This is a genomic window from Thalassobius sp. Cn5-15 (genome assembly GCF_022347685.1).
Taxonomy (GTDB): Bacteria; Pseudomonadota; Alphaproteobacteria; order Rhodobacterales; family Rhodobacteraceae; genus Thalassobius.
Map to the genome: position 1 here is coordinate 321,250 of NZ_JAKRGF010000001.1, position 19,687 is coordinate 340,936.

The window sequence follows — 19,687 nt, forward strand, 5'->3', positions numbered from 1 at the left end:
GCAGCAGAAATGAGGCGCGGCATTTCGGTCTTCTTCTTGGTCTTTAAATGCCATTTCAGATATACTGCGCGAGACAGGGGCGCAATGCACACTTTTTGCGCGATCAGCGATTGATCAGAAGTGTCACGCCCAACACACCTACGGTCGCACTGCAGACGCGATCGACCACGGATTTTGCCCTGAGGTAGGCGGCGCGCGCCTGCGGGGTTGTGAAGATCAACACGAAACCGGTGTAAACGATAATCTCTATCCCGTAGACCACGCCAAGGATTGCTGCCTGACTGCGGAAGCTCAGCGGATCAGGAAAGATGGTGACAAAAACAGCTGAATAATAAAGCGCCGCTTTCGGATTGGCGAAATTGGTTAACAATCCGCCGCTGAACCCATGCATCACATTGCGCGATGACACATCAGCCACCGGCCTGTCCGCGCCGCGCCAGATTTGCAGCGCCATCCAGATCAGATAGCTCGCGCCGATCAGCTTCATTGCGGAAAACAGCCACGGCAGCGCGGTAAAGATCAGTGAAAGTCCGGCAAAGGCAAACCCGGCCCAGATCGTCGCCGCCAGCGCCAGACCCGCGCCGAAGCGCAGCCCGATACCACGTCCGTGGGCAAAGCTTTGCTGCATAAGCGACATAACTGCCGGACCTGGGCTAAGCAGCGCCACCAGTTGCGATGCCATCAGCAACCAGATCTGATTCAGAGCAAGGTCCATCATATGAGGATTTCCTATACTTTTCTTCTGCGGCGGCCGTAGCTTTTGACGCAGAATGTCGTCATGTGTTTGACTTTGCTGTGCGGACTACCAAATGTGCGGTCAAAGCGGCGTTTAGGGGATGCTGCGAAACCTCGCAACCCCCAGAAGCGCGGGCAGAGGTTTATTGAGACGGGCAGGGACCCGGAAAGGACAGAATATGGTAGACCGAAGCGGGATTTTTGCGGGCGATGATCCGTTCCAGATTGCACGCGACTGGCTGGCCGAAGCCGAGGCCAGCGAACCCAATGATCCAAACGCCATTGCCCTGTCGACGGTGGATCAGGACGGATTGCCCAATGCCCGTATGGTGCTGCTGAAGGAGGTGGAGGCAGATGCCTTTGTTTTCTACACAAACTACGACAGCACCAAGGCGGAAGAGATTGAGCAGGCAGGTAAAGCCGCCTTTGTGATGCATTGGAAGTCGCTGCGTCGACAAATCCGCGTGCGCGGTATCGTTAGTCGTGAAGATGGTGCGCAGGCGGATGCCTACTACAAATCCCGCTCTCTGAAGTCTAGGTTGGGCGCCTGGGCGTCTAAACAGTCTAAGCCATTGGATTCGCGCGCAACCTTAATGGGTGAGGTTGCAAAAGTTACAGCCCAGCATGGTCCAAATCCTACCCGCCCCCCCTTTTGGGGAGGTTTCAGAATCACACCGGTTGAGATTGAGTTCTGGGCGGATGGGGCATTTAGACTGCATGACCGCTTTGTGTGGCGGCGCGAAACAATGAATAAAAACTGGACAATACAACGCCTCAGCCCATGAATTTCACGTGACGCGAAATGCAATTAGTTGAAAGGTTTTCAACTTTTGCCTTGCAAGAATGATGGACGTGTCACATGAAATGATGTGGGGATGACGATCATGTAGGTATCGGGAACAGTGATGACTGAACGTGAAGGGGCCCGTAGGGTCACCGGCTTGGTGAAATGGTTTGATCCGGTCAAAGGATTCGGATTTGTTGTGGCCGATGAGGGAGGGCCCGATATTTTGCTGCACGCCAATGTGCTGCGAAATTTTGGGCAGAGCTCGGTCGCGGATGGGGCGAAGATTGAATTGGACGTGCAAAACACGGACCGTGGCATTCAGGCGATTGAGGTTTTTTTAATCGAACCGCCTGCGGCTGAGGAAAGTGCGACGCTGGCGGATTTCGAGGACATTGATCCTGCGGTTATTCAAGCTGCCACTCTGGAACCCGCACGGGTGAAATGGTTCGATAAAGGCAAAGGGTTTGGTTTTGCCAATATCTTTGGTCGCGACGAAGACGTGTTTGTGCATGTTGAGGTGTTGCGCCGATCAGGCCTTGCCGATCTGCAACCGGGAGAGGCCGTGGGGCTGCGCGCCATTGATGGTAAGCGCGGGCGGATGGCCACTGAGGTCTGCGCCTGGGAAGCGGCGCTGAAAGATGACTGATCTGCGGATCATACGGCCGTTCCTGAAAGGAGCGGCCGTTTCGTTATGTGCGGCCTGCATCGCGCTGGCGGGCGCCGCGCGCGCACAGGCCGAGAGCTGCGCTGAGGGACATATCGACCTACGCGGTGATTTCGGACAGGTGCGCTATCAGATCGAATTGGCGGATGAACCTCATGAGCGCGAGCGCGGCCTGATGTTCCGCGAAGAGATGGCGCAAAGCGCTGGCATGCTTTTTGTGTATGAACGTGAACAACGCGCAGTCTTCTGGATGCGCAACACCTACCTGCCGCTGGATCTGATTTTCGCCGATGGGCAAGGTGTGGTGCAGCATGTCCACGAAAACGCGGTGCCGTTGGATGAAACCCTGATTCCTGGCGGTGATGCTATTCAGTTTGTTCTGGAGGTGAACGCAGGTCAGGCAGCGCGTCTGGGGCTGAAAGCGGGGGCTGAAATGCGCCATCCTTCGATCAAAAACGCCCAATGGACCTGCGACGCGGGCCAGTGATTGCGCCTGATCCGTCTGGCCGTTTCAGTTTTCTGCGAAAACTGCTGCCCAAATGTCATTTTCGACTTTTCAATCCGATCATCAGCCGTTAGACCGCACCCACGGTCCGGGGCGTAGCGCAGTCTGGTAGCGCACCTGTTTTGGGTACAGGGGGTCGTGAGTTCGAATCTCGCCGCCCCGACCACTTCCTCCACTATGATTAGCGAATAGCTGGCGCACAGCCATGTGTTTGCGATGATTTTACGGAATCTGATGCGGAATCAATTGGGGCGGTTGACCGGCCGTCTGGGTGTTTTTTGCACAATAAATAATCACCCCATCAGTCCTGCAAAATCCGCGCCAAGCGCGGTCGCGCCAAGTGTGAAAAATCGCCAGATCAAAGCCATTTGGCAGGCGCTGCTCACTTTTCTCAATGGTGGCAGGCGATAAGGGTTTCGTCAAAAAAACAACGTGTATTCAGAATCGCAGTCGTTGTTGGATGACCTGCTGCACGACCTCCTCGTCAAGTTCAAAAATTATAAAATAGTCGTTGACCGTTTGTGTTTACTTACGTCACCTTGTGGGGGTCAGCGTCGATTGCCACTAGATGTAGTTAATATTTTGTTGTTATCGAATGCCGGGGGCAGATTTAGAAATTTCGGAACGCGGTCTAATTGCCGGCTCCTGATCTTCCACGCATCCTGAAAATTCCAGGGATGCGCCGGGGTGAGATGTGTGCGGTCAACTGCTGACACGAATTTTATAAAGGCACCCGCCCAAGTCAGGACAGCACCATAGGGCAGGGCGCCGTCAAAGCAGGCACAGACGGGGCAGCGTTGCGATGCAGATTGAACGGAAATTCACCACCGCCGGACAGGACGCCTACGCGGCGCTGGCGTTCACGACGACCACCTCGGAAATCCGCAACCCAGACGGAACCGTGGTTTTTCATTTGGCCGATGTCGAAGTGCCGGAAAGCTGGTCGCAGGTGGCGTCTGACGTGATTGCGCAGAAATATTTTCGTAAGGCAGGGGTTCCCACCGCGCTGAAAAAGGTCAAAGAGGCAGGTGTGCCAGAGTTCCTCTGGCGTTCAGTGCCCGCGGACAAAGACACAGATCTGGGCGGGGAGATATCCGCGAAACAGGTGTTTGATCGTCTGGCGGGCGCATGGGCATATTGGGGCTGGAAAGGCGGTTATTTCAGCTCGGAGGAGGACGCGCGCAGTTACTATGATGAAATGCGTTTCATGCTTGCAACTCAACGCGCTGCACCCAATTCCCCGCAGTGGTTCAACACCGGCCTGCACTGGGCCTATGGCATTGATGGTCCGGGGCAGGGCCATCACTATGTCGATTACAAAACAGGCAAACTGACCAAGTCGAAATCCGCCTATGAACATCCACAGCCCCACGCGTGCTTTATCCAGTCCGTTTCTGACGATCTGGTGAACGAGGGAGGCATCATGGACCTTTGGGTGCGTGAGGCGCGGCTGTTCAAGTACGGGTCGGGGACTGGCACCAATTTCTCCTCACTGCGGGCCGAGGGTGAACGGCTCGCAGGTGGTGGCCAGTCCTCCGGCCTTATGGGGTTCCTGAAGATTGGGGACCGGGCAGCTGGTGCGATCAAATCAGGTGGCACCACGCGGCGGGCGGCAAAGATGGTGATCTGCGACGTAGATCACCCCGATATTGAGAAGTTCGTAAACTGGAAAGTGACCGAAGAGCAGAAAGTCGCCTCGATCGTTGCCGGTTCCAAAATGCACGAGGCAAAGCTGAACGCGATTTTCGCCGCGATCGGCGCATGGCACGGGGCGATCGAGGATGCTACAGACCCCAAGACAAATGCAGGCCTGAAGGCGGCAGTGCGGGACGCGAAAAAAGTGGCGATCCCTGAAACCTATGTGAAACGCGTGTTGGACTACGCGCGTCAGGGCTATGATCGCATTGAGTTTCCAACATATGATACCGACTGGGACAGCGAGGCTTACGCGTCGGTTTCTGGTCAGAACTCCAACAACTCCGTTCGGGTGACAGATGCGTTTTTGCGCGCCGTGAGGGCGGATAAGGATTGGGCGCTCCTGAACCGTACCGACGGCAAGGTCGCCAAAACCGTGAAGGCGCGCGAATTATGGGAAGACATCGGCCACGCCGCATGGGCCTGCGCCGATCCGGGCATTCAGTTTCATGACACGGTCAACGCCTGGCACACCTGTCCAGAGGACGGTGAGATTCGCGGGTCAAACCCTTGTTCCGAATACATGTTCCTTGATGACACCGCGTGCAATCTGGCATCGATGAACCTGCTGACCTTCTACAAAGATGGCGTGTTTCAGGTTGATGACTACATGCATGCCACGCGCCTGTGGACAATCACGCTGGAAATCTCCGTCACCATGGCGCAGTTCCCGTCGAAAGAGATTGCACAGCGGTCCTATGATTTCCGTACCTTGGGGCTGGGCTATGCCAACATCGGCGGTCTGCTGATGAATATGGGGCTGGGCTATGACAGCGATCAGGGCCGCGCGATGGGCGCCGCACTCACTGCGATCATGACCGGCGTGTCCTATGCGACCTCTGCCGAAATGGCGGGGGAATTGGGCAGCTTTGCAGGCTATGCAAAGAATAAAGATCAGATGCTGCGGGTCATTCGCAATCACCGCACAGCAGCATATGGTGCGACAGAGGGCTATGAGGCGCTGGCGGTCAAGCCCGTGGCGCTGGATCTTGCAAACGTGCCGGATCAGCGTCTGGGCGAACTGTCGATGCAGGTTTGGGACCGCGCGCTGGAACTGGGTGAGCAGAACGGTTATCGCAACGCGCAGGTGTCTGTCATTGCCCCCACCGGTACTATCGGTCTGGTGATGGATTGCGATACCACGGGGATTGAGCCGGACTTTGCATTGGTAAAGTTCAAAAAACTGGCTGGTGGCGGTTATTTCAAGATCATCAACCGTTCGGTACCCAAGGCGCTGGAAAATCTAGGCTATTCCGCGTCGGAGATCGAACAGATCATTGCCTATGCGGTGGGCCATGGCAGTATGGGCAATGCGCCGGGCGTCAATCATACAGCCCTCCTCGGTCATGGGTTCACTGCCGCAGAGGTGGAAAAGGTCGAGGCTGCATTGGCCAGCGCCTTTGATATCCGGTTCGTGTTCAATCAATACACATTGGGCGAGGCCTTCTGCCGCGATACGCTGGGCATTCCGGCAGATCGTTTGGTGGATCCGTCTTTTGATCTGCTGCGACATCTCGGCTTTAGCCGTGCGGATATCGAGGCGGCGAATGACCATGTTTGTGGCACCATGACGCTGGAAGGTGCCCCGCACCTGAAGGAAGAACACTACCACATCTTCGACTGTGCAAACCCCTGCGGTAAAAAGGGCAAACGCTATCTCTCTGTGAACAGCCACATCACCATGATGGCTGCGGCGCAAAGCTTCATCTCGGGCGCGATTTCCAAGACGATCAACATGCCCAATGATGCTACGATTGAGGACTGCAAGGCCGCCTATGAGCTGAGCTGGTCCTTGGGCATCAAAGCAAACGCGCTGTATCGTGATGGCTCGAAACTCAGCCAGCCTTTGGCGGCGGCATTGATTGAGGGGGATGAAGAGGCAGCAGAGACTCTGGAAACGGGCACCCCACAGGAAAAGGCGCAAGTGCTGGCTGAAAAGATCGTCGAGAAGGTCGTCATTAAGGAACTGGTGCGAAGCCACCGCGAAAAGATGCCGGAGCGGCGCAAAGGCTACACGCAAAAGGCCGTGGTCGGCGGGCACAAGGTGTATCTCCGTACGGGGGAGTATAGTGACGGCGCGTTGGGTGAGATTTTCATCGACATGCACAAGGAAGGGGCCGGTTTCCGTGCGATGATGAACAACTTTGCCATCGCAGTGTCCGTGGGCCTGCAATATGGCGTCCCGCTGGAGGAGTTTGTCGACGCCTTCACCTTCACCAAATTTGAGCCGTCGGGCATCGTGCAGGGCAACGACTCGATCAAAAACGCCACATCGATCCTTGATTACATCTTCCGCGAGCTGGCTGTCAGCTATCTGGATCGCACTGATCTGGCGCATGTGAAACCGCAGGGGGCGACTTTCGACGATATCGGGCGCGGTGCCGAAGAGGGTCTGAGCAACGTTGAAGAGTTAAGCGACACTGCGGCGACCAAATCATTGGAAATGTTGAAACAAATCAGCTCCACTGGATATCTGCGCAAACGGATGCCACAGGATTTGATGGGGCTGCAAGTGCCGGAAACCAGCGCGGATATTGCGGTCGCACCGCCAGCGGTGGCACCAGCGGTCGATGCGCGGTCCAAGGCAAAGATGCAAGGCTATGAGGGCGAAGCCTGCGGTGATTGTGGCAACTACACGCTGGTGCGCAATGGCACCTGCATGAAGTGCAACACCTGCGGCGCAACATCTGGGTGTAGTTAACAACAGAATTCCGGGGCGGGTGCGCCTGCCCCTGATGCGGAATGGGCATACAGGCAAAACAGTATCGGGCAGTAAACTACATGCCCATTTCGCAAAACTGGCCCCCCTCGTGGGGGCCTTTTCTTTGTGCGCTCGGGTGTGTCAGGCGGGGGGAATTAAAAGAATACCGTAAAACTCCGTTGTTTTAGGTGTGAGCTGATGCAACTCAGGAGAGTTCGATGAAAATTGAAGCGATTGATGAATTTCAGGCTGAGTTGGTTGCTGCCTCATCAGAGGCGGCGCAGAGCGAACCGGACACGGCCATCCATGAGATCGCGCAGCGTATCGGATCGCTGTCGATCTCGCTGGCCTCTGCGGGCGGTGAAATCAGCGACACCAGCGCACGCGTGGTTTCAGAAGCGGAGGTTTTTCAAGGGCTTGCAGAGAAAACGTCACAGCTTACTGCACAGGGGCAATCAGTTCTTGAAAGTGCCAATTCGGCGGTAGCCATGTCAGAACAGGCAGAGGCGACGGTTTGTGATACCTCAAAACGCCTTGGATCTATGGTTGTGGATGTGAAGGGGCTGATTGACCGGGTTCAGACCATTTTCGAACGCCTGTCGCAGCTGGAGGGGAGCCTGCAGCGCGTTGCCACTGTGTCGACTGAGGTTGATAATATCTCGCGGAAAACCAATCTCTTGTCGCTTAACGCCTCGATTGAGGCAGCGCGCGCCGGTCGGCACGGACGTGGCTTTATGGTGGTTGCACAGGAGGTGAAGGATCTGTCGAACCTGACCAGTGAGGCGACCGGTGAAATCCATGACACGATCGGAGAGCTGGGCAAGGACTTGCGCAACTTGATAGAGGATGCAGAGCAGGCCGTGTCTAGCGCCAACTGCATTCGTCAGCAAACCAATGGAATCGGGGCTGAGATTGAGGAGATACCGCAAACTTTGGCGCGGATGGCGGCATCGCAGCGTGATATCTTGACCGCGAGTGAAGAGATAACCAATGTAACCGATGAGGTTGGCCAGACCATTCAGGCGCTGACGCAGGATGTGACCACCAGTGCCAGTAGTCTGCGGGATGCACAATCGGCAATGGCAGACATCACCGAAGATGCAGAAACCATCACGGGCATGGTGTCTCGTATGGGTGTGGAAACCGTTGATACCCCCTATATCCGTGCGGTGAAAGAGGCCGCAGAGGAGATATCGGGCCTGTTTTCTGATGCGGTGGCGTCCGGCCGCATGTCGTTGGTTGATTTCATGGACACCACCTATACGCCAATCCCGAACACCAATCCGGCGCAGGTTATGGCGCGTTTTACCCCCTATATGGACAGTGTTCTGCCGCCCATACTGGAACGTATGCTGAAGCTGTCAGAAGATGTGGTGTTCTGTGCCGCGCTGAACCGTGATGGCTATCTGCCCACCCACAATAAACAGTTTTCCTTGCCGCAGATCGAGGGAGAGGTGGAGTTTAACAGCGCCTTCAGCCGCAATCGTCGCATCTTTGATGATCGCGTCGGTCTGGCAGCTGGGCAATCGACCAAACCGTTTCTGATGCAGGCCTATCGCCGCGATATGGGCAATGGAAACTTCACCATGATGAAGGATCTATCGGTCCCGATCTACATCGACGGGACCCATTGGGGCGGTTTGCGATTGGGCTACAAGGCATAATCTGGATGTAATCTGCTACCTCACGCGCGACGCAGAAACGCCAACATCCACAGGCCTGCAATGGCGAAGGATGCCACCGCATTCCAGCTGGCCATCGACAGACCGAACAACTCCCAGCTGACCTGATCGCACATGACGATACCGGCGCCTTCCGTGGACAAGAGGCTGCCCATATCCAGCCCCGCGCCCCCACCGGTGCAGCTGTCGGGGCCTTCCCACCAATCGCGCTCGACACCGGTATGATAGACGGCCAGCCCGCCTGTGGTTGCCGCCGCCAGTGCGCCAAGGACAGAAAAGGCGCGCATTCCGCCCAGCATCAAGGCTGTGCAGCCAAAGGCGATTGCCGCTGCATGGGGCCAGCGTTGCCACAGGCACATTTCGCAGGGCGGATAGCCCAGAAACTGGAACATGAACGCCCCCCCCAACAAGGTGATGGAGCCAAGGGTCGCAAGGGCAACCAGCGTGCGTTGATCAGGTAGAATGGTCATAGGAACTTCACCAGATAGAAACCGCCGATCAGGATTGCCAGAAACAGCGTAAACATCAAGCCCAGACGACGCTCGATGAATTCACGGATCGGCGCACCGAACTTCCACAGCAGACCGGCAACGATAAAGAAACGCAGGGCGCGTGCGATGATTGAGGTGATAATAAAGGTGCTCAGCGGCATCGCGGTCCAGCCGGACATGATGGTGATCACCTTGAACGGGAAGGGCGTGATGCCCGCACCCAGGACTGCCCAGAAGCCAACGCCGTTGAATCGGGTCCTGAATTCTTCCATCGAATCGGCTTTGCCCATCGCTTCCAGCACCGGGCGCCCCAGCTCTTCGTAGAAAAACGCGCCGATGCCGTACCCCAGTAGGCCCCCTAGAACAGATCCCGCCAATGCGGTCAGCGCAATCAGCCAAGCTTTGGTCGGGCGTGCCAGCACCATCGGGATCATCAGAACATCCGGTGGAATCGGAAAGACCGAGGCTTCGATAAAGGCAATAAAGAACAATACCCAGATGGCCCGGGGGTGATCTGCCAGCGACATTGTCCAATCATAAAGTTTCTTAATCATACCTGCCTCGCGCTTTGCCCCTTTACGCCACGACTGGGCAAGGGGGTCAACAGCCATTCGCCCTGATGTGGCAGCGCAATCGGTTGTGACAGACGCCTGTTGGCGGATCCGCGCCGTAAATGGTTGGGCTGTCTGAAACATCAGACAAAAATATGCGCTCGAGGCGCGCTTTCGTACTGGACGCGGGGCGGGCAGGCGGGTAAATCATCCAAACGTTGCCCAAGTGGCGGAATGGTAGACGCAGGGGATTCAAAATCCCCCGCCGCGAGGCGTGCCGGTTCGAGTCCGGCCTTGGGTACCAATAAAATCAGGGGCTTGCGACCACGTGTCGTGAGCCCCTGTTTTGTTTTGGGGCTCTGCATTGGGCTGTTTGCGGCGATCAGTGTGTTGTGGGGTCAACATAACAAAACCCCGCCTCAAAGGACGGGGTTTCGAAAATCTCATCATGCGGGCGCGCGGGCGCCAATCAGGCGTTGGCTTCGCGGATTTTGTCCGCTGCGTCTTTCGAGTAGGTCACGTCATTTGTGTCAAACAGCGTGTCCAGCTCACCCGACAGGGTCATTTCGGTGATTATGTCACACCCACCGACAAATTCGCCCTTCACGTAAAGCTGCGGGATGGTGGGCCAGTCGGAATAATCCTTGATGCCCTGACGCACAGCGTCATCGGCCAGAACGTTCACGTCGGTGTAATCCACACCCATGTAGTTCAGCACGCCAGCCACGCGGCTGGAAAAGCCACACTGCGGCATGTCTTTGGTGCCTTTCATGAACAGCACAACGTCGTTGCCCTTCACGGTTTCATCAATTGCGGTCTGTGCGTCGCTCATTTTGCGTTTCCTTTGATAGGATCTCGTCCAGTTGTCCAACATATATGATGGACGGTGTGATTTGCCAATGCGGGGATTGGGGTGTGCGGTGCGCGAAAACTAAGGGGCGCAGAGGGGCGGATGTGTCCTCAGGTCGTGTCGCTTTTGGCGCTCTTGTCGCTGGCATCGCTGTGCGCGTGGGTTTTGGGTACGAACATGCGGGCATAAGCCGCCTGATCCTTTGGTACTTTCCAGGTGCGCACGGATCCGCCCCCCATGCCCGACTGATAATCAGATCGCAACGTGTGATGATCAGGATCGCTATCCTCATCCACCATCGGGGAACTGTCGCGGTTTACCCACGCCAGCAGCGCCAGCATCGCCGCACCCGCAAGGATCAGGATGGGGATCAGGCCAGTTGTCAGCAGCTCCATCATCGTTTTGATCCTTTGTTGCGGCGATCTATCGCGTCACTGGCGCGAAGGTTTACTCCGGTGCTTTGGTGGTCAGCGCCAGAGCGTGCAAATCGCCGTTGGGGCCGTCCATCTTGCCCTTCAGCGCGGCATAGACCGAACGCTGCTGCTGGACGCGGTTTTTCCCACGGAAGCTTTCGTCAACGATCATCGCCGACATGTGCTTGCCATCGGTGCCTTCTACCACGATCTGGGTGGCGTTCGGGAACGCCTCGCGCAGCATGTCTTCCAGTTCCTGTGCATATACGGCCATCGGGCCCTCCGGGTGTTCTTGGATCTTGGGTGAAATTTAGGGCGCGCGGCGGGTGGGTGCAAGCCGATCAAGCGTCTTGCGTCGTAAAAGCATATTTGAGGCTCACAATAAACAGCCAGACTGTGCTTAGAAGCCACAAAAGAGCTGCTATTTTCATCCCGTACTCAATCAGGGCCTCAAACCAAATAGGTTTGATGATGTTGTTGTCCTGAAGTTCCCAAGCGCCGGCCGCACAGTGCGTTTCGTTTAATGCTCGTAGGAAAAGATCTCCTCCAAAAAGCAAAATGATGCCGGATGTTATTGCGACACAAGGGATCGCCGCTTTGTGCGGTGAGATCATCAGTACCCATTTCAGAATGGCGAAGCCGGGAAGGTGTGTGAGAGCGCAGATTCCGATCGCAAAAAACAGTACTTTTGCGATTGTGGTCGGGTAGTCTGGGTAGCAAAAGCTGTCGTGAAGCCCAAACCCTGCAATAACGAGGTAGAGCACCAATAGATAAGCAGCCCCAAGTTGGAGTACCAAGTAACCAAATGGTGCGAGGCGGCGTAACAGGATCATAAATGCCTAATAAGCTAATGAATTTATATAATTATTGAGGATACCTTGGCGAAGGTGCAAGTTAAATCTGTTAAAGGTAGCCCGCCAGAGACTGCAAATACCGCGGCACATCGGCCAGCGCCTCTTGCACTTCCGGCTCTTCGAAATCGTGGATCGAGGTGTCTTCCTCTGGGCACATCGCTGCCATCAGCGCGCGTCCCTCGGCCAGTGCGGCGGGCGGGATCGGCAGTTTTGCAGCCTCACTCAGTAGCAGGAGCGCTTCATGAATTGGGCGGATCACCCGCAGGGCATAGGCCATGTGGTAGATCAGATCGGGGTCATCATGCCAGGTTTCATCGGGAAACAGTTCCCGCGTGATGCGCTGGCCGGCACCGGCACAGGAATAGGCGGTGCAGCCGGTAAAGCCTTTGATTTTCAGGTCCTTGTGGATGGTGCAGCGAAAATCGGGGCCAAGGTTGGGGCAGGGCGTGTCCGCCTCTTTGACGATGGCGAAATCCTCATCCCCATCAAAAGGATAAGCCACGCAGCAGATCGCTGCGCAGCTTTCACAGTTTTCAGTGAGCACCGGCAATTTCAGGTGCTCATCCGCCATGGGATCAGCCAACAGCCGCTTCAAAGCTGGTGCGGAACTGTTCAGACAGCTCTGCCAGCGGCGCGTCAGAGCCGCCCAGTTTCACGCAGTCACCGCCGAACTTGCCGACAAATTCGACGTGAACGCCAGCCTTTGCCGCTTCGCCCATCAGCCATTCCGCCTGATCGAAGTTGCAGGCCACCAGATAGCGTGCTTGATCTTCACCAAACAACAGCGCTTGATCGGTGACGTCAATCTGCACGCCAACCTCACCGGCCTCTGCCATTTCAAACGCGGCCAGCGCCAGGCCGCCATCGGCGAGGTCAGAACAGGCGCGGATGTATTCGGCATTGGCACGGATGAAATCACCGTTACGCTTTTCAGCCGCCAGATCCACGTGGGGTGCATCGCCCTCTTCGCGGTTGAACACTTCGGCCAGCAGGGCGGATTGACCCAAATGGCCCTTGGTTTCACCCACCAGCAGGGCAACGTGGCCTTCGCGGGCGCAATCAATGATCGCGTGGTCCGGTTGATCGATCAGGCCCACAGCGCAGATGGTCGGGGTCGGCAGGATCGCCTGACCGTCGGTTTCGTTGTATAGTGACACGTTGCCCGAAACGATCGGTACATCCAGTGCGGCAACCGCTTCGCCGATGCCTTTGATCGCGCCGACGAACTGGCCCATGATTTCGGGCTTTTCGGGGTTGCCGAAGTTCAGGTTGTCGGTGGTCGCCAGCGGTTTGGCGCCCACGGCGGTCAGGTTGCGGTAGGCTTCGGCGACGGCCTGTTTGCCACCCTCAACAGGGTTGGCACGCACATAGCGCGGTGTCACGTCAGAGGTGAAGGCCAGCGATTTTTCGGTGCCATGCACACGCACGATACCCGCACCAACGCCCGGCGCCTGAACGGTGTCGGCCATCACTTGCGAGTCATATTGCTGATACACCCACTGTTTGCCCGCATAGTTCGGCGAAGAAATCAGCGCCTTCAGACCGTCAATCGGATCAACGGCAGCGATTTCGCCCAGTTCTGCGTCCACTTCGGTTTCCACCCACGGGCGGTCATATTCCGGCGCGCGGCCCGATAGCGGCGACAGCGGCAGGTCTGCCTTCACTTCGCCGTTGTGCAGGATCAGGAAACGGTCTTCGGCGATGGTTTCACCAACGATGGCGAAATCCAGATCCCATTTTTCAAAGACGGCGCGCGCCTCTGCTTCCAGATCCGGTTTCAGAACCATCAGCATGCGTTCCTGAGATTCCGACAGCATCATTTCATAGGCTGTCATGTTCTCTTCGCGCTGGGGCACATCTTCGAGGTTCAGTTTGACGCCCAGCTTGCCCTTATCGCCCATTTCAACGGCCGAACAGGTCAGACCCGCCGCGCCCATATCCTGGATCGAGATCACAGCGCCGGTCTGCATCAGTTCCAGCGTTGCTTCCATCAGGCGTTTTTCGGTAAAGGGGTCGCCAACCTGAACGGTGGGACGTTTTTCCTCGATGGTGTCGTCAAATTCTGCCGATGCCATAGTGGCGCCGCCCACACCGTCACGGCCGGTCTTGGCGCCAAGGTACACAACCGGCATGCCAACGCCCGACGCTGCGGAATAGAAGATTTTGTCCGCATCGGCCAGACCTGCGGCGAACGCGTTCACCAGACAGTTGCCGTTATAGGCGGGGTGGAAACGCACCTCGCCGCCGACGGTCGGAACGCCGAAGCAGTTGCCGTAGCCGCCAACGCCTTCAACAACACCGTGCACCAGCTGGCGCGTCTTGGGGTGTGCGGTTTCACCAAACGACAGCGAATTCATCGCGGCAATCGGACGTGCACCCATGGTGAAGACATCGCGCAAAATGCCGCCAACCCCGGTGGCTGCGCCCTGATAGGGTTCGATGTAGGATGGGTGGTTGTGGCTTTCCATCTTGAAGATGACCGCCTGACCGTCGCCAATATCGACAACACCTGCGTTTTCGCCGGGGCCACAGATCACCTGCGGGCCATCGGTGGGCAGGGTGCGCAGCCATTTCTTGGAGGATTTGTAGGAGCAGTGTTCGTTCCACATAGCCGAGAAGATGCCCAGCTCGGTAAAGGTCGGCTCCCTCCCGATGATCTCTAGGATGCGCTCGTATTCGTCGGGCTTCAGCCCGTGCGCTTCGATCAGTTCGGGGGTCAGGCTCGGGTCTTGCATATCCGGTCACTCTCCAGCAGGCGCTTGTTGCGCGCTTCTTAAGGCGGTTTTCGGATTTGGGGAAGGGGGCAAAGCGGCTGAAACCGCTCTTTTGCGACATGTGTGTGACGCTGCTACCTGATGGCGGTCGCGCGTGCGGCTTTCAATTGGTCCCAAATACGCTCATCAGAGGCAGGGTTTTGCCGCGAAGCGCACCGGGGAGGTGGCGAAAATACTTAGCGTCAAACAGGGTTATTGACCTGTGTTTATTGGCCAAAAAAAAGGCCGAGCACTAAGCTCGGCCAAAGTCCAACAGGGAGGTATGAAAGTGACGAGAAATTCATCGTCGTCACCGTCGAATGCTGAAATAGGCATCGAAAGTGAATCCCGCAAGTCCCATATTGCCGCAGGGAAATCATGTCTGTTATGCGGTTTTTGCATACCCCTGAATATGTTAGGTTTCCCTAAGGATAAGTTACTGATCTCTCATCTGTTTGCGGTAGGCGATAATCTCTTCCTGAACGAAGTCGCGGAAGGCGGAGATACGCTTGGAGTGCCGTAGTTCTTCGGGGTAGGCAAGGTAAACGGGCACTTCGACCGACTGAACATCAGGCAGCACGCGCACCAGATTCGGGAAATCCTGCGTCAGGTAGTTGGGCAGAACCCCAATCCCCAGATGGTTTGCCACCGCCTGCAGGACGCCAAAGTAGTTGTTCACCATCAGCGTCGATTTCACATCATAGGTCATCAGGTGACCCACAAGGTTCGAACTGGCACCAACCTGCGGTGCGTTGGTATTCTGGCAAACCAGACGGTGTTCGCCGATATCCTCGATCGAGGCGGGCATGCCATTGCGTTCCAGATATTCCTTCGAGGCAAAAAGCTGCATGCGCACCGCCATCAGGCGTTTGCGGATTAGATCCGCCTGACTGGGTTCCTTCATGCGAATGGCAACGTCTGCCTCACGCATCGGCAGGTCCAGCACGCGTTCTTCCAGCATCAGTTCGATGTTCAGATCAGGGTATTGCTCATAAAGCTTCGGCAGGCGCGGTGCCAGCCACAGGGTGCCGAGGCCAATGGTGGTGGTGACACGCAGCTGGCCGAACACTTCTTCTTCGCTGTCACGGATGCGGGCAGCGGCGGCGTCCAGCCGTTTGGTCATGGCGCGGGTGGCGTCAAACAACAATTCGCCCTGTTCGGTCAGGATCAGCCCGCGCGCGTGGCGGTGGAAGAGGGTGGCGTTCAGGCTTTCCTCCAGTGCCCGCACCTGGCGCGACACGGCTGATTGCGACAGATGTAATACGTCGCCTGCATGGGTCAGGCTGCCTGCATCAGCAACCGCATGAAAAATTCTTAACTTGTCCCAATCCATTCCGAACACTTCCCGATTTGCGCGGTCCTGATACACTATACGATCGGAACCTTAACCCGCTTTCACGATATTTCGAATGGAAAAGACTAAGTTTTTTCTTGTAGGTCATAAATTATGACCTAATGTAAGTTTATATTCTAGCAAGCATGTAGTGTTGGGAGGCGCAAACATGACCAGCGAGAAAGTGACACTGAACGACCGCTTCGACCTGACAAAGGCACAGGTTCTACTCAATGGGACACAAGCCCTTGTACGTCTGATGTTGACCCAGCAGGCGCGGGATAAGGCGGCGGGGCTTAATACGGCAGGTTACGTTACCGGTTATCGTGGGTCTCCTTTGGGGGCCGTTGATCTGCAGATGCAAAGGGCAGAGGCGCAGCTGAGTGCGGCAAATGTCAAATTTCACGAAGGCCTGAATGAGGATCTGGCCGCCACGGCATTGTGGGGCGCGCAGCAGGCGGAACTGCGCGGCGAGGGGAAGTATGACGGCGTTTTCGGTCTGTGGTATGGCAAGGGGCCGGGGGTAGACCGATCCGGCGACGTGATGCGCCACGCCAATATGGCGGGCACGTCGAAACACGGCGGTGTTTTGATGGCGATGGGCGATGATCACACCGGGGAAAGCTCCACCGTGTTGCACCAGTCTGAATGGGCGATGGTGGATGCATATATGCCGGTTGTTAGCCCTGCGGGGGTTCAGGAAATCCTCGACTACGGCGTCTATGGCTATGGATTGTCACGGTTTTCCGGCCTTTGGGTCGGGCTGAAAACCATGAAGGACACGGTAGAGGCCACAGGCGTCATCGACGGTGCTATTGACCGAATGCAGCTGGTAACACCTGATTTCGCCATGCCCGCTGGTGGTCTCAACATCTGTCTGGGGGATACTCCCGCAGATCAAGAAGCGCGGATGATCGACTACAAACGCTTCGCTGCCGAAGCTTACAGTCACGCCAACAAGATCGACCAACGCAAATGGGGTAAGGCGGGGGCCAAGATCGGATTTGTCGCTGCCGGTAAGAACTGGCTGGATCTGGAGCACGCGCTACGGCTCTTGAACATTGATGAGGCCGAAGCCGAGCGTCTGGGCCTGACGACCTACAAGGTGGGTCAGACTTTCCCGCTGGATATGAAAGGCTTCCACGACTGGGCTGAAGGCTTGGACCTGATCGTGATTGTCGAAGAAAAGCGCAAACTGATCGAAGTGCAAGTCAAAGAGGCGATCTTTGACGATCGGCGTGGGCGGCGCGTTTACGGCTGGTACAAAGGCGGCGCTGGCATGATGGGGCGCGAAGAGCTGTTTCCGACCCGTGGTGCGCTGGACCCGATCTGGATTGCTGAAAAACTAGGCAATATTCTGATTGAAGAGGGGCGCGGCACCGAAGGCGTCAAGGCTGGCATGACCGCGCTGAGCGAGGCACGGCGCAATGACAACGCCGAAGAATTGGCTACCCGATTGCCCTATTTCTGTTCCGGCTGTCCGCATAACTCATCGACCAAAGTGCCAGAAGGCAGCCGTGCCTATGCGGGCATTGGCTGTCATTATATGGTGCAGTGGATGGACCGCGACACCTCTGGCTTCACCCATATGGGGGCCGAGGGCGCGAACTGGATCGGCGAAGCACCGTTTTCTAACACCGGCCATGTGTTCCAGAACCTTGGCGATGGTACCTATAACCACTCCGGTGTAATGGCGATCCGTGCGGCATTGGCCTCGGATGTCAATATCACTTACAAGATCCTATATAATGACGCGGTTGCCATGACAGGAGGTCAGGCAAATGAGGGCGGGTTGACCGCCTACCGCATCGTGGACGAGTTGCAGGCGATGGGCGTGGCCGAGATCGCTGTGGTCTATGATGAGAAGGAAGACGTCGACCTTGCGGCCTTCCCATCTTCTGTCCGTACTCACGAGCGATCGGAAATGGAGCAGGTTCAGAAAAAATTTCGTGACATCAAAGGTGTGTCGGCGATTGTTTATGTGCAAACCTGCGCTGCTGAAAAACGCCGCCGCCGTAAACGCGGGTTGTTTCCTGATCCCGATCAGCGGATTTTTATCAACACCGACATCTGCGAAGGCTGTGGCGACTGTGGCGTGCAATCGAATTGCGTCTCCATCGTACCGGTGGAAACGGAACTGGGCCGCAAACGGGCGATTGATCAATCCAGCTGCAACAAAGACTTCTCCTGCGTTAATGGCTTTTGTCCCAGCTTCGTCACCGTAAGCGGCGGCACCTTGAAAAAGGCGGCGACGAAGGCGTTGGACCTGCCGGATATGGTCGCGCCTACGCTGCCGACGATTGATGGCACCTATAATGTGGTGATCACTGGCGTTGGTGGCACCGGCGTTGTCACCATCGGCGCGGTCTTGGCGCAGGCCGCACAGATTGATGGCAAGGGTGCGGGGATGATGGAAATGGCAGGCCTCGCTCAAAAAGGTGGCGCGGTGCACATCCATTGCCGTATCGCAAACCAGCCCGACGACATCAGCGCTGTGCGTGTCGCAACCGGTGAATGTGATGCGCTGATCGGCGGCGATCTGGTGGTGTCTGCAGGGGCCAAAACACTGGGCCTGACGCGCACGGGTCGCACCGGCGCGGTCGTGAATAACCACGATATTATCACCGGTGATTTCACCCGTGACACGGAATTCCACATTCCCAGTGATCGCTTGCAGCTACAGGTTCAGGCACGGTTTCAGGATCGCGTGCAGCTGTTTGATGCGTCGGAACTGGCGCGCATCACCTTGGGGGATTCCATCTTCTCCAACATGATGCTGTTGGGGACGGCGTGGCAGCGGGGGCTGTTGCCGCTGAGTCATGATGCGATTGTGCAGGCGGTGACGCTGAACGGTGCCGCTGTCGAACGCAACTTGCGTGCCTTTGAGATCGGGCGGTGGGTCGCACTGCATCCCGCAGAGGCGGAGGCGCTCATTGCGCCGTCAACAGTCGTTGAACTGCCCAAGTCGCTGGAAGACCGCATCACCTACCGTGCCGATCATCTGGTGGCTTATCAAGGCAAGAAGCTGGCGCGCAAATACCGCAAGATGCTGGAGCGGTTTGAGGATATCGAACTGCGCGAAGCGGTGGCAGAAGGCTATCATAAACTGCTGGCCTACAAGGATGAATATGAGGTTGCACGCCTGTTGTTGCAGTCACAGCAAAAGGCGTCGGAGGTGTTTGATGGCGATATCTCCCTTACCTATCATCTGGCCCCGCCCAGCCTCACCGGCGACGGTACAGAGGACGGACGCCCAGCGAAGAAGACCTTCGGGCCTTCCATGAAACGCTGGTTCCGCCTGTTGGCGCGAATGAAAGGTCTGCGGGGCACCGTACTGGATCCCTTCGGTCGTACAGCGGAACGCCAGATGGAGCGGGCGCTGATTGCGCAGTATGAGGACGACATGGCCAAATTGATCCCGCTGATCACCCCATCGACCCGCGATGCGGCGATTGCGCTTGCCCGTCTGCCGTTGCAAATCCGTGGTTTCGGTCCCGTGAAGGCGGCAAACGAAGCCAAAGCGGCGAAAGAGCGTGAGGCGCTATGGTCGGTGATCCGCGCCGGTGGTCCAGAGATGGAGGCGGCAGCGGAATGAGTATCGCCGTCGATGCGGCGGATGTAACAGCGGGGTGAAGTTTTCGCCCGTTAAAGCGTGAGGCGCGGCATCTTCTTG

At 56.7% G+C, this 19,687-nt stretch carries 16 protein-coding genes and 2 tRNA genes; 8 read left to right on the top strand and 10 right to left on the bottom strand.

All coding sequences use genetic code 11. The features are described 5' to 3' along the window. Nucleotides 1-103: 103 nt before the first annotated feature. On the bottom strand, nt 104-718 hold the full coding sequence (locus MHM86_RS01550) for a LysE family translocator (protein WP_239195074.1): 615 nt from the start codon (nt 716-718) through the stop codon (nt 104-106). Nucleotides 719-914: 196 nt separating this feature from the next. Here MHM86_RS01550 and pdxH point away from each other — a divergent pair, with 196 nt between their 5' ends. The 6 genes from pdxH (at nt 915) to MHM86_RS01580 (ending at nt 8,751) form a co-directional block, all read left to right on the top strand. Next, the gene (gene pdxH / locus MHM86_RS01555; protein ID WP_239195075.1) at nt 915-1,520 is read left to right on the top strand and encodes a pyridoxamine 5'-phosphate oxidase; all 606 of its coding nucleotides are present in this window, start codon (nt 915-917) and stop codon (nt 1,518-1,520) included. Between the two features lie 120 nt (nt 1,521-1,640). Continuing rightward, nucleotides 1,641-2,168 (top strand): cold-shock protein, encoded by a 528-nt coding sequence (locus tag MHM86_RS01560; protein WP_239195076.1) that lies wholly within the window; start codon nt 1,641-1,643, stop codon nt 2,166-2,168. Next, entirely contained in the window at nt 2,161-2,673 is a 513-nt protein-coding gene (locus MHM86_RS01565) for a DUF192 domain-containing protein (protein ID WP_239195077.1), read from the top strand. Before MHM86_RS01560 ends, MHM86_RS01565 begins: the two co-directional genes overlap by 8 nt. Before the next feature lie 107 nt (nt 2,674-2,780). Further along, a tRNA-Pro gene (locus MHM86_RS01570) sits at nt 2,781-2,857 on the top strand. Nucleotides 2,858-3,493: 636 nt separating this feature from the next. Next, nucleotides 3,494-7,087 (top strand): vitamin B12-dependent ribonucleotide reductase, encoded by a 3,594-nt coding sequence (locus MHM86_RS01575; RefSeq protein WP_239195078.1) that lies wholly within the window; start codon nt 3,494-3,496, stop codon nt 7,085-7,087. Between the two features lie 218 nt (nt 7,088-7,305). Further along, nucleotides 7,306-8,751, top strand: coding sequence for a methyl-accepting chemotaxis protein (locus MHM86_RS01580; protein ID WP_239195079.1), 1,446 nt, complete (start codon nt 7,306-7,308; stop codon nt 8,749-8,751). A 20-nt stretch (nt 8,752-8,771) separates the two neighbouring features. Here the strand turns inward: MHM86_RS01580 and MHM86_RS01585 are convergent, their stop codons facing one another. Further along, on the bottom strand, nt 8,772-9,239 hold the full coding sequence (locus MHM86_RS01585; RefSeq protein ID WP_239195080.1) for a disulfide bond formation protein B: 468 nt from the start codon (nt 9,237-9,239) through the stop codon (nt 8,772-8,774). Next, nucleotides 9,236-9,814, bottom strand: coding sequence for a YqaA family protein (locus MHM86_RS01590; protein ID WP_239195082.1), 579 nt, complete (start codon nt 9,812-9,814; stop codon nt 9,236-9,238). Before MHM86_RS01590 ends, MHM86_RS01585 begins: the two co-directional genes overlap by 4 nt. A gap of 217 nt (nt 9,815-10,031) precedes the next feature. Between MHM86_RS01590 and MHM86_RS01595 the strand changes: the two genes are divergently transcribed. Then, nucleotides 10,032-10,115, top strand: a tRNA-Leu gene (locus MHM86_RS01595). Between the two features lie 165 nt (nt 10,116-10,280). Here the strand turns inward: MHM86_RS01595 and grxD are convergent. The 7 genes from grxD to MHM86_RS01630 all read right to left on the bottom strand — a co-directional run bounded on the left by grxD (nt 10,281) and on the right by MHM86_RS01630 (nt 16,014). Then, nucleotides 10,281-10,643: a Grx4 family monothiol glutaredoxin gene (gene grxD / locus MHM86_RS01600; protein WP_239195084.1), complete on the bottom strand. Its 363-nt coding sequence runs from the start codon at nt 10,641-10,643 to the stop codon at nt 10,281-10,283. Between the two features lie 128 nt (nt 10,644-10,771). Continuing rightward, on the bottom strand, nt 10,772-11,059 hold the full coding sequence (locus MHM86_RS01605) for a hypothetical protein (protein ID WP_239195086.1): 288 nt from the start codon (nt 11,057-11,059) through the stop codon (nt 10,772-10,774). Nucleotides 11,060-11,108: 49 nt separating this feature from the next. After that, nucleotides 11,109-11,348 (bottom strand): BolA/IbaG family iron-sulfur metabolism protein, encoded by a 240-nt coding sequence (locus tag MHM86_RS01610; RefSeq protein ID WP_239195088.1) that lies wholly within the window; start codon nt 11,346-11,348, stop codon nt 11,109-11,111. A gap of 67 nt (nt 11,349-11,415) precedes the next feature. Further along, nucleotides 11,416-11,907, bottom strand: coding sequence for a hypothetical protein (locus MHM86_RS01615; RefSeq protein WP_239195090.1), 492 nt, complete (start codon nt 11,905-11,907; stop codon nt 11,416-11,418). 70 nt (nt 11,908-11,977) lie between these two features. Next, on the bottom strand, nt 11,978-12,511 hold the full coding sequence (locus MHM86_RS01620) for a hypothetical protein (RefSeq protein WP_239195092.1): 534 nt from the start codon (nt 12,509-12,511) through the stop codon (nt 11,978-11,980). After that, entirely contained in the window at nt 12,504-14,663 is a 2,160-nt protein-coding gene (gene purL / locus MHM86_RS01625) for a phosphoribosylformylglycinamidine synthase subunit PurL (protein ID WP_239195093.1), read from the bottom strand. Before purL ends, MHM86_RS01620 begins: the two co-directional genes overlap by 8 nt. Nucleotides 14,664-15,117: 454 nt before the next feature. Further along, nucleotides 15,118-16,014 (bottom strand): LysR family transcriptional regulator, encoded by an 897-nt coding sequence (locus tag MHM86_RS01630; protein WP_239195094.1) that lies wholly within the window; start codon nt 16,012-16,014, stop codon nt 15,118-15,120. A gap of 169 nt (nt 16,015-16,183) precedes the next feature. On the opposite strand from MHM86_RS01630, the gene MHM86_RS01635 reads away from it, so the two are divergent. Continuing rightward, nucleotides 16,184-19,609, top strand: a complete 3,426-nt coding sequence (locus MHM86_RS01635; RefSeq protein ID WP_239195095.1) for an indolepyruvate ferredoxin oxidoreductase family protein — start codon at nt 16,184-16,186, stop codon at nt 19,607-19,609. The last annotated feature ends 78 nt before the right edge of the window (nt 19,610-19,687 follow it).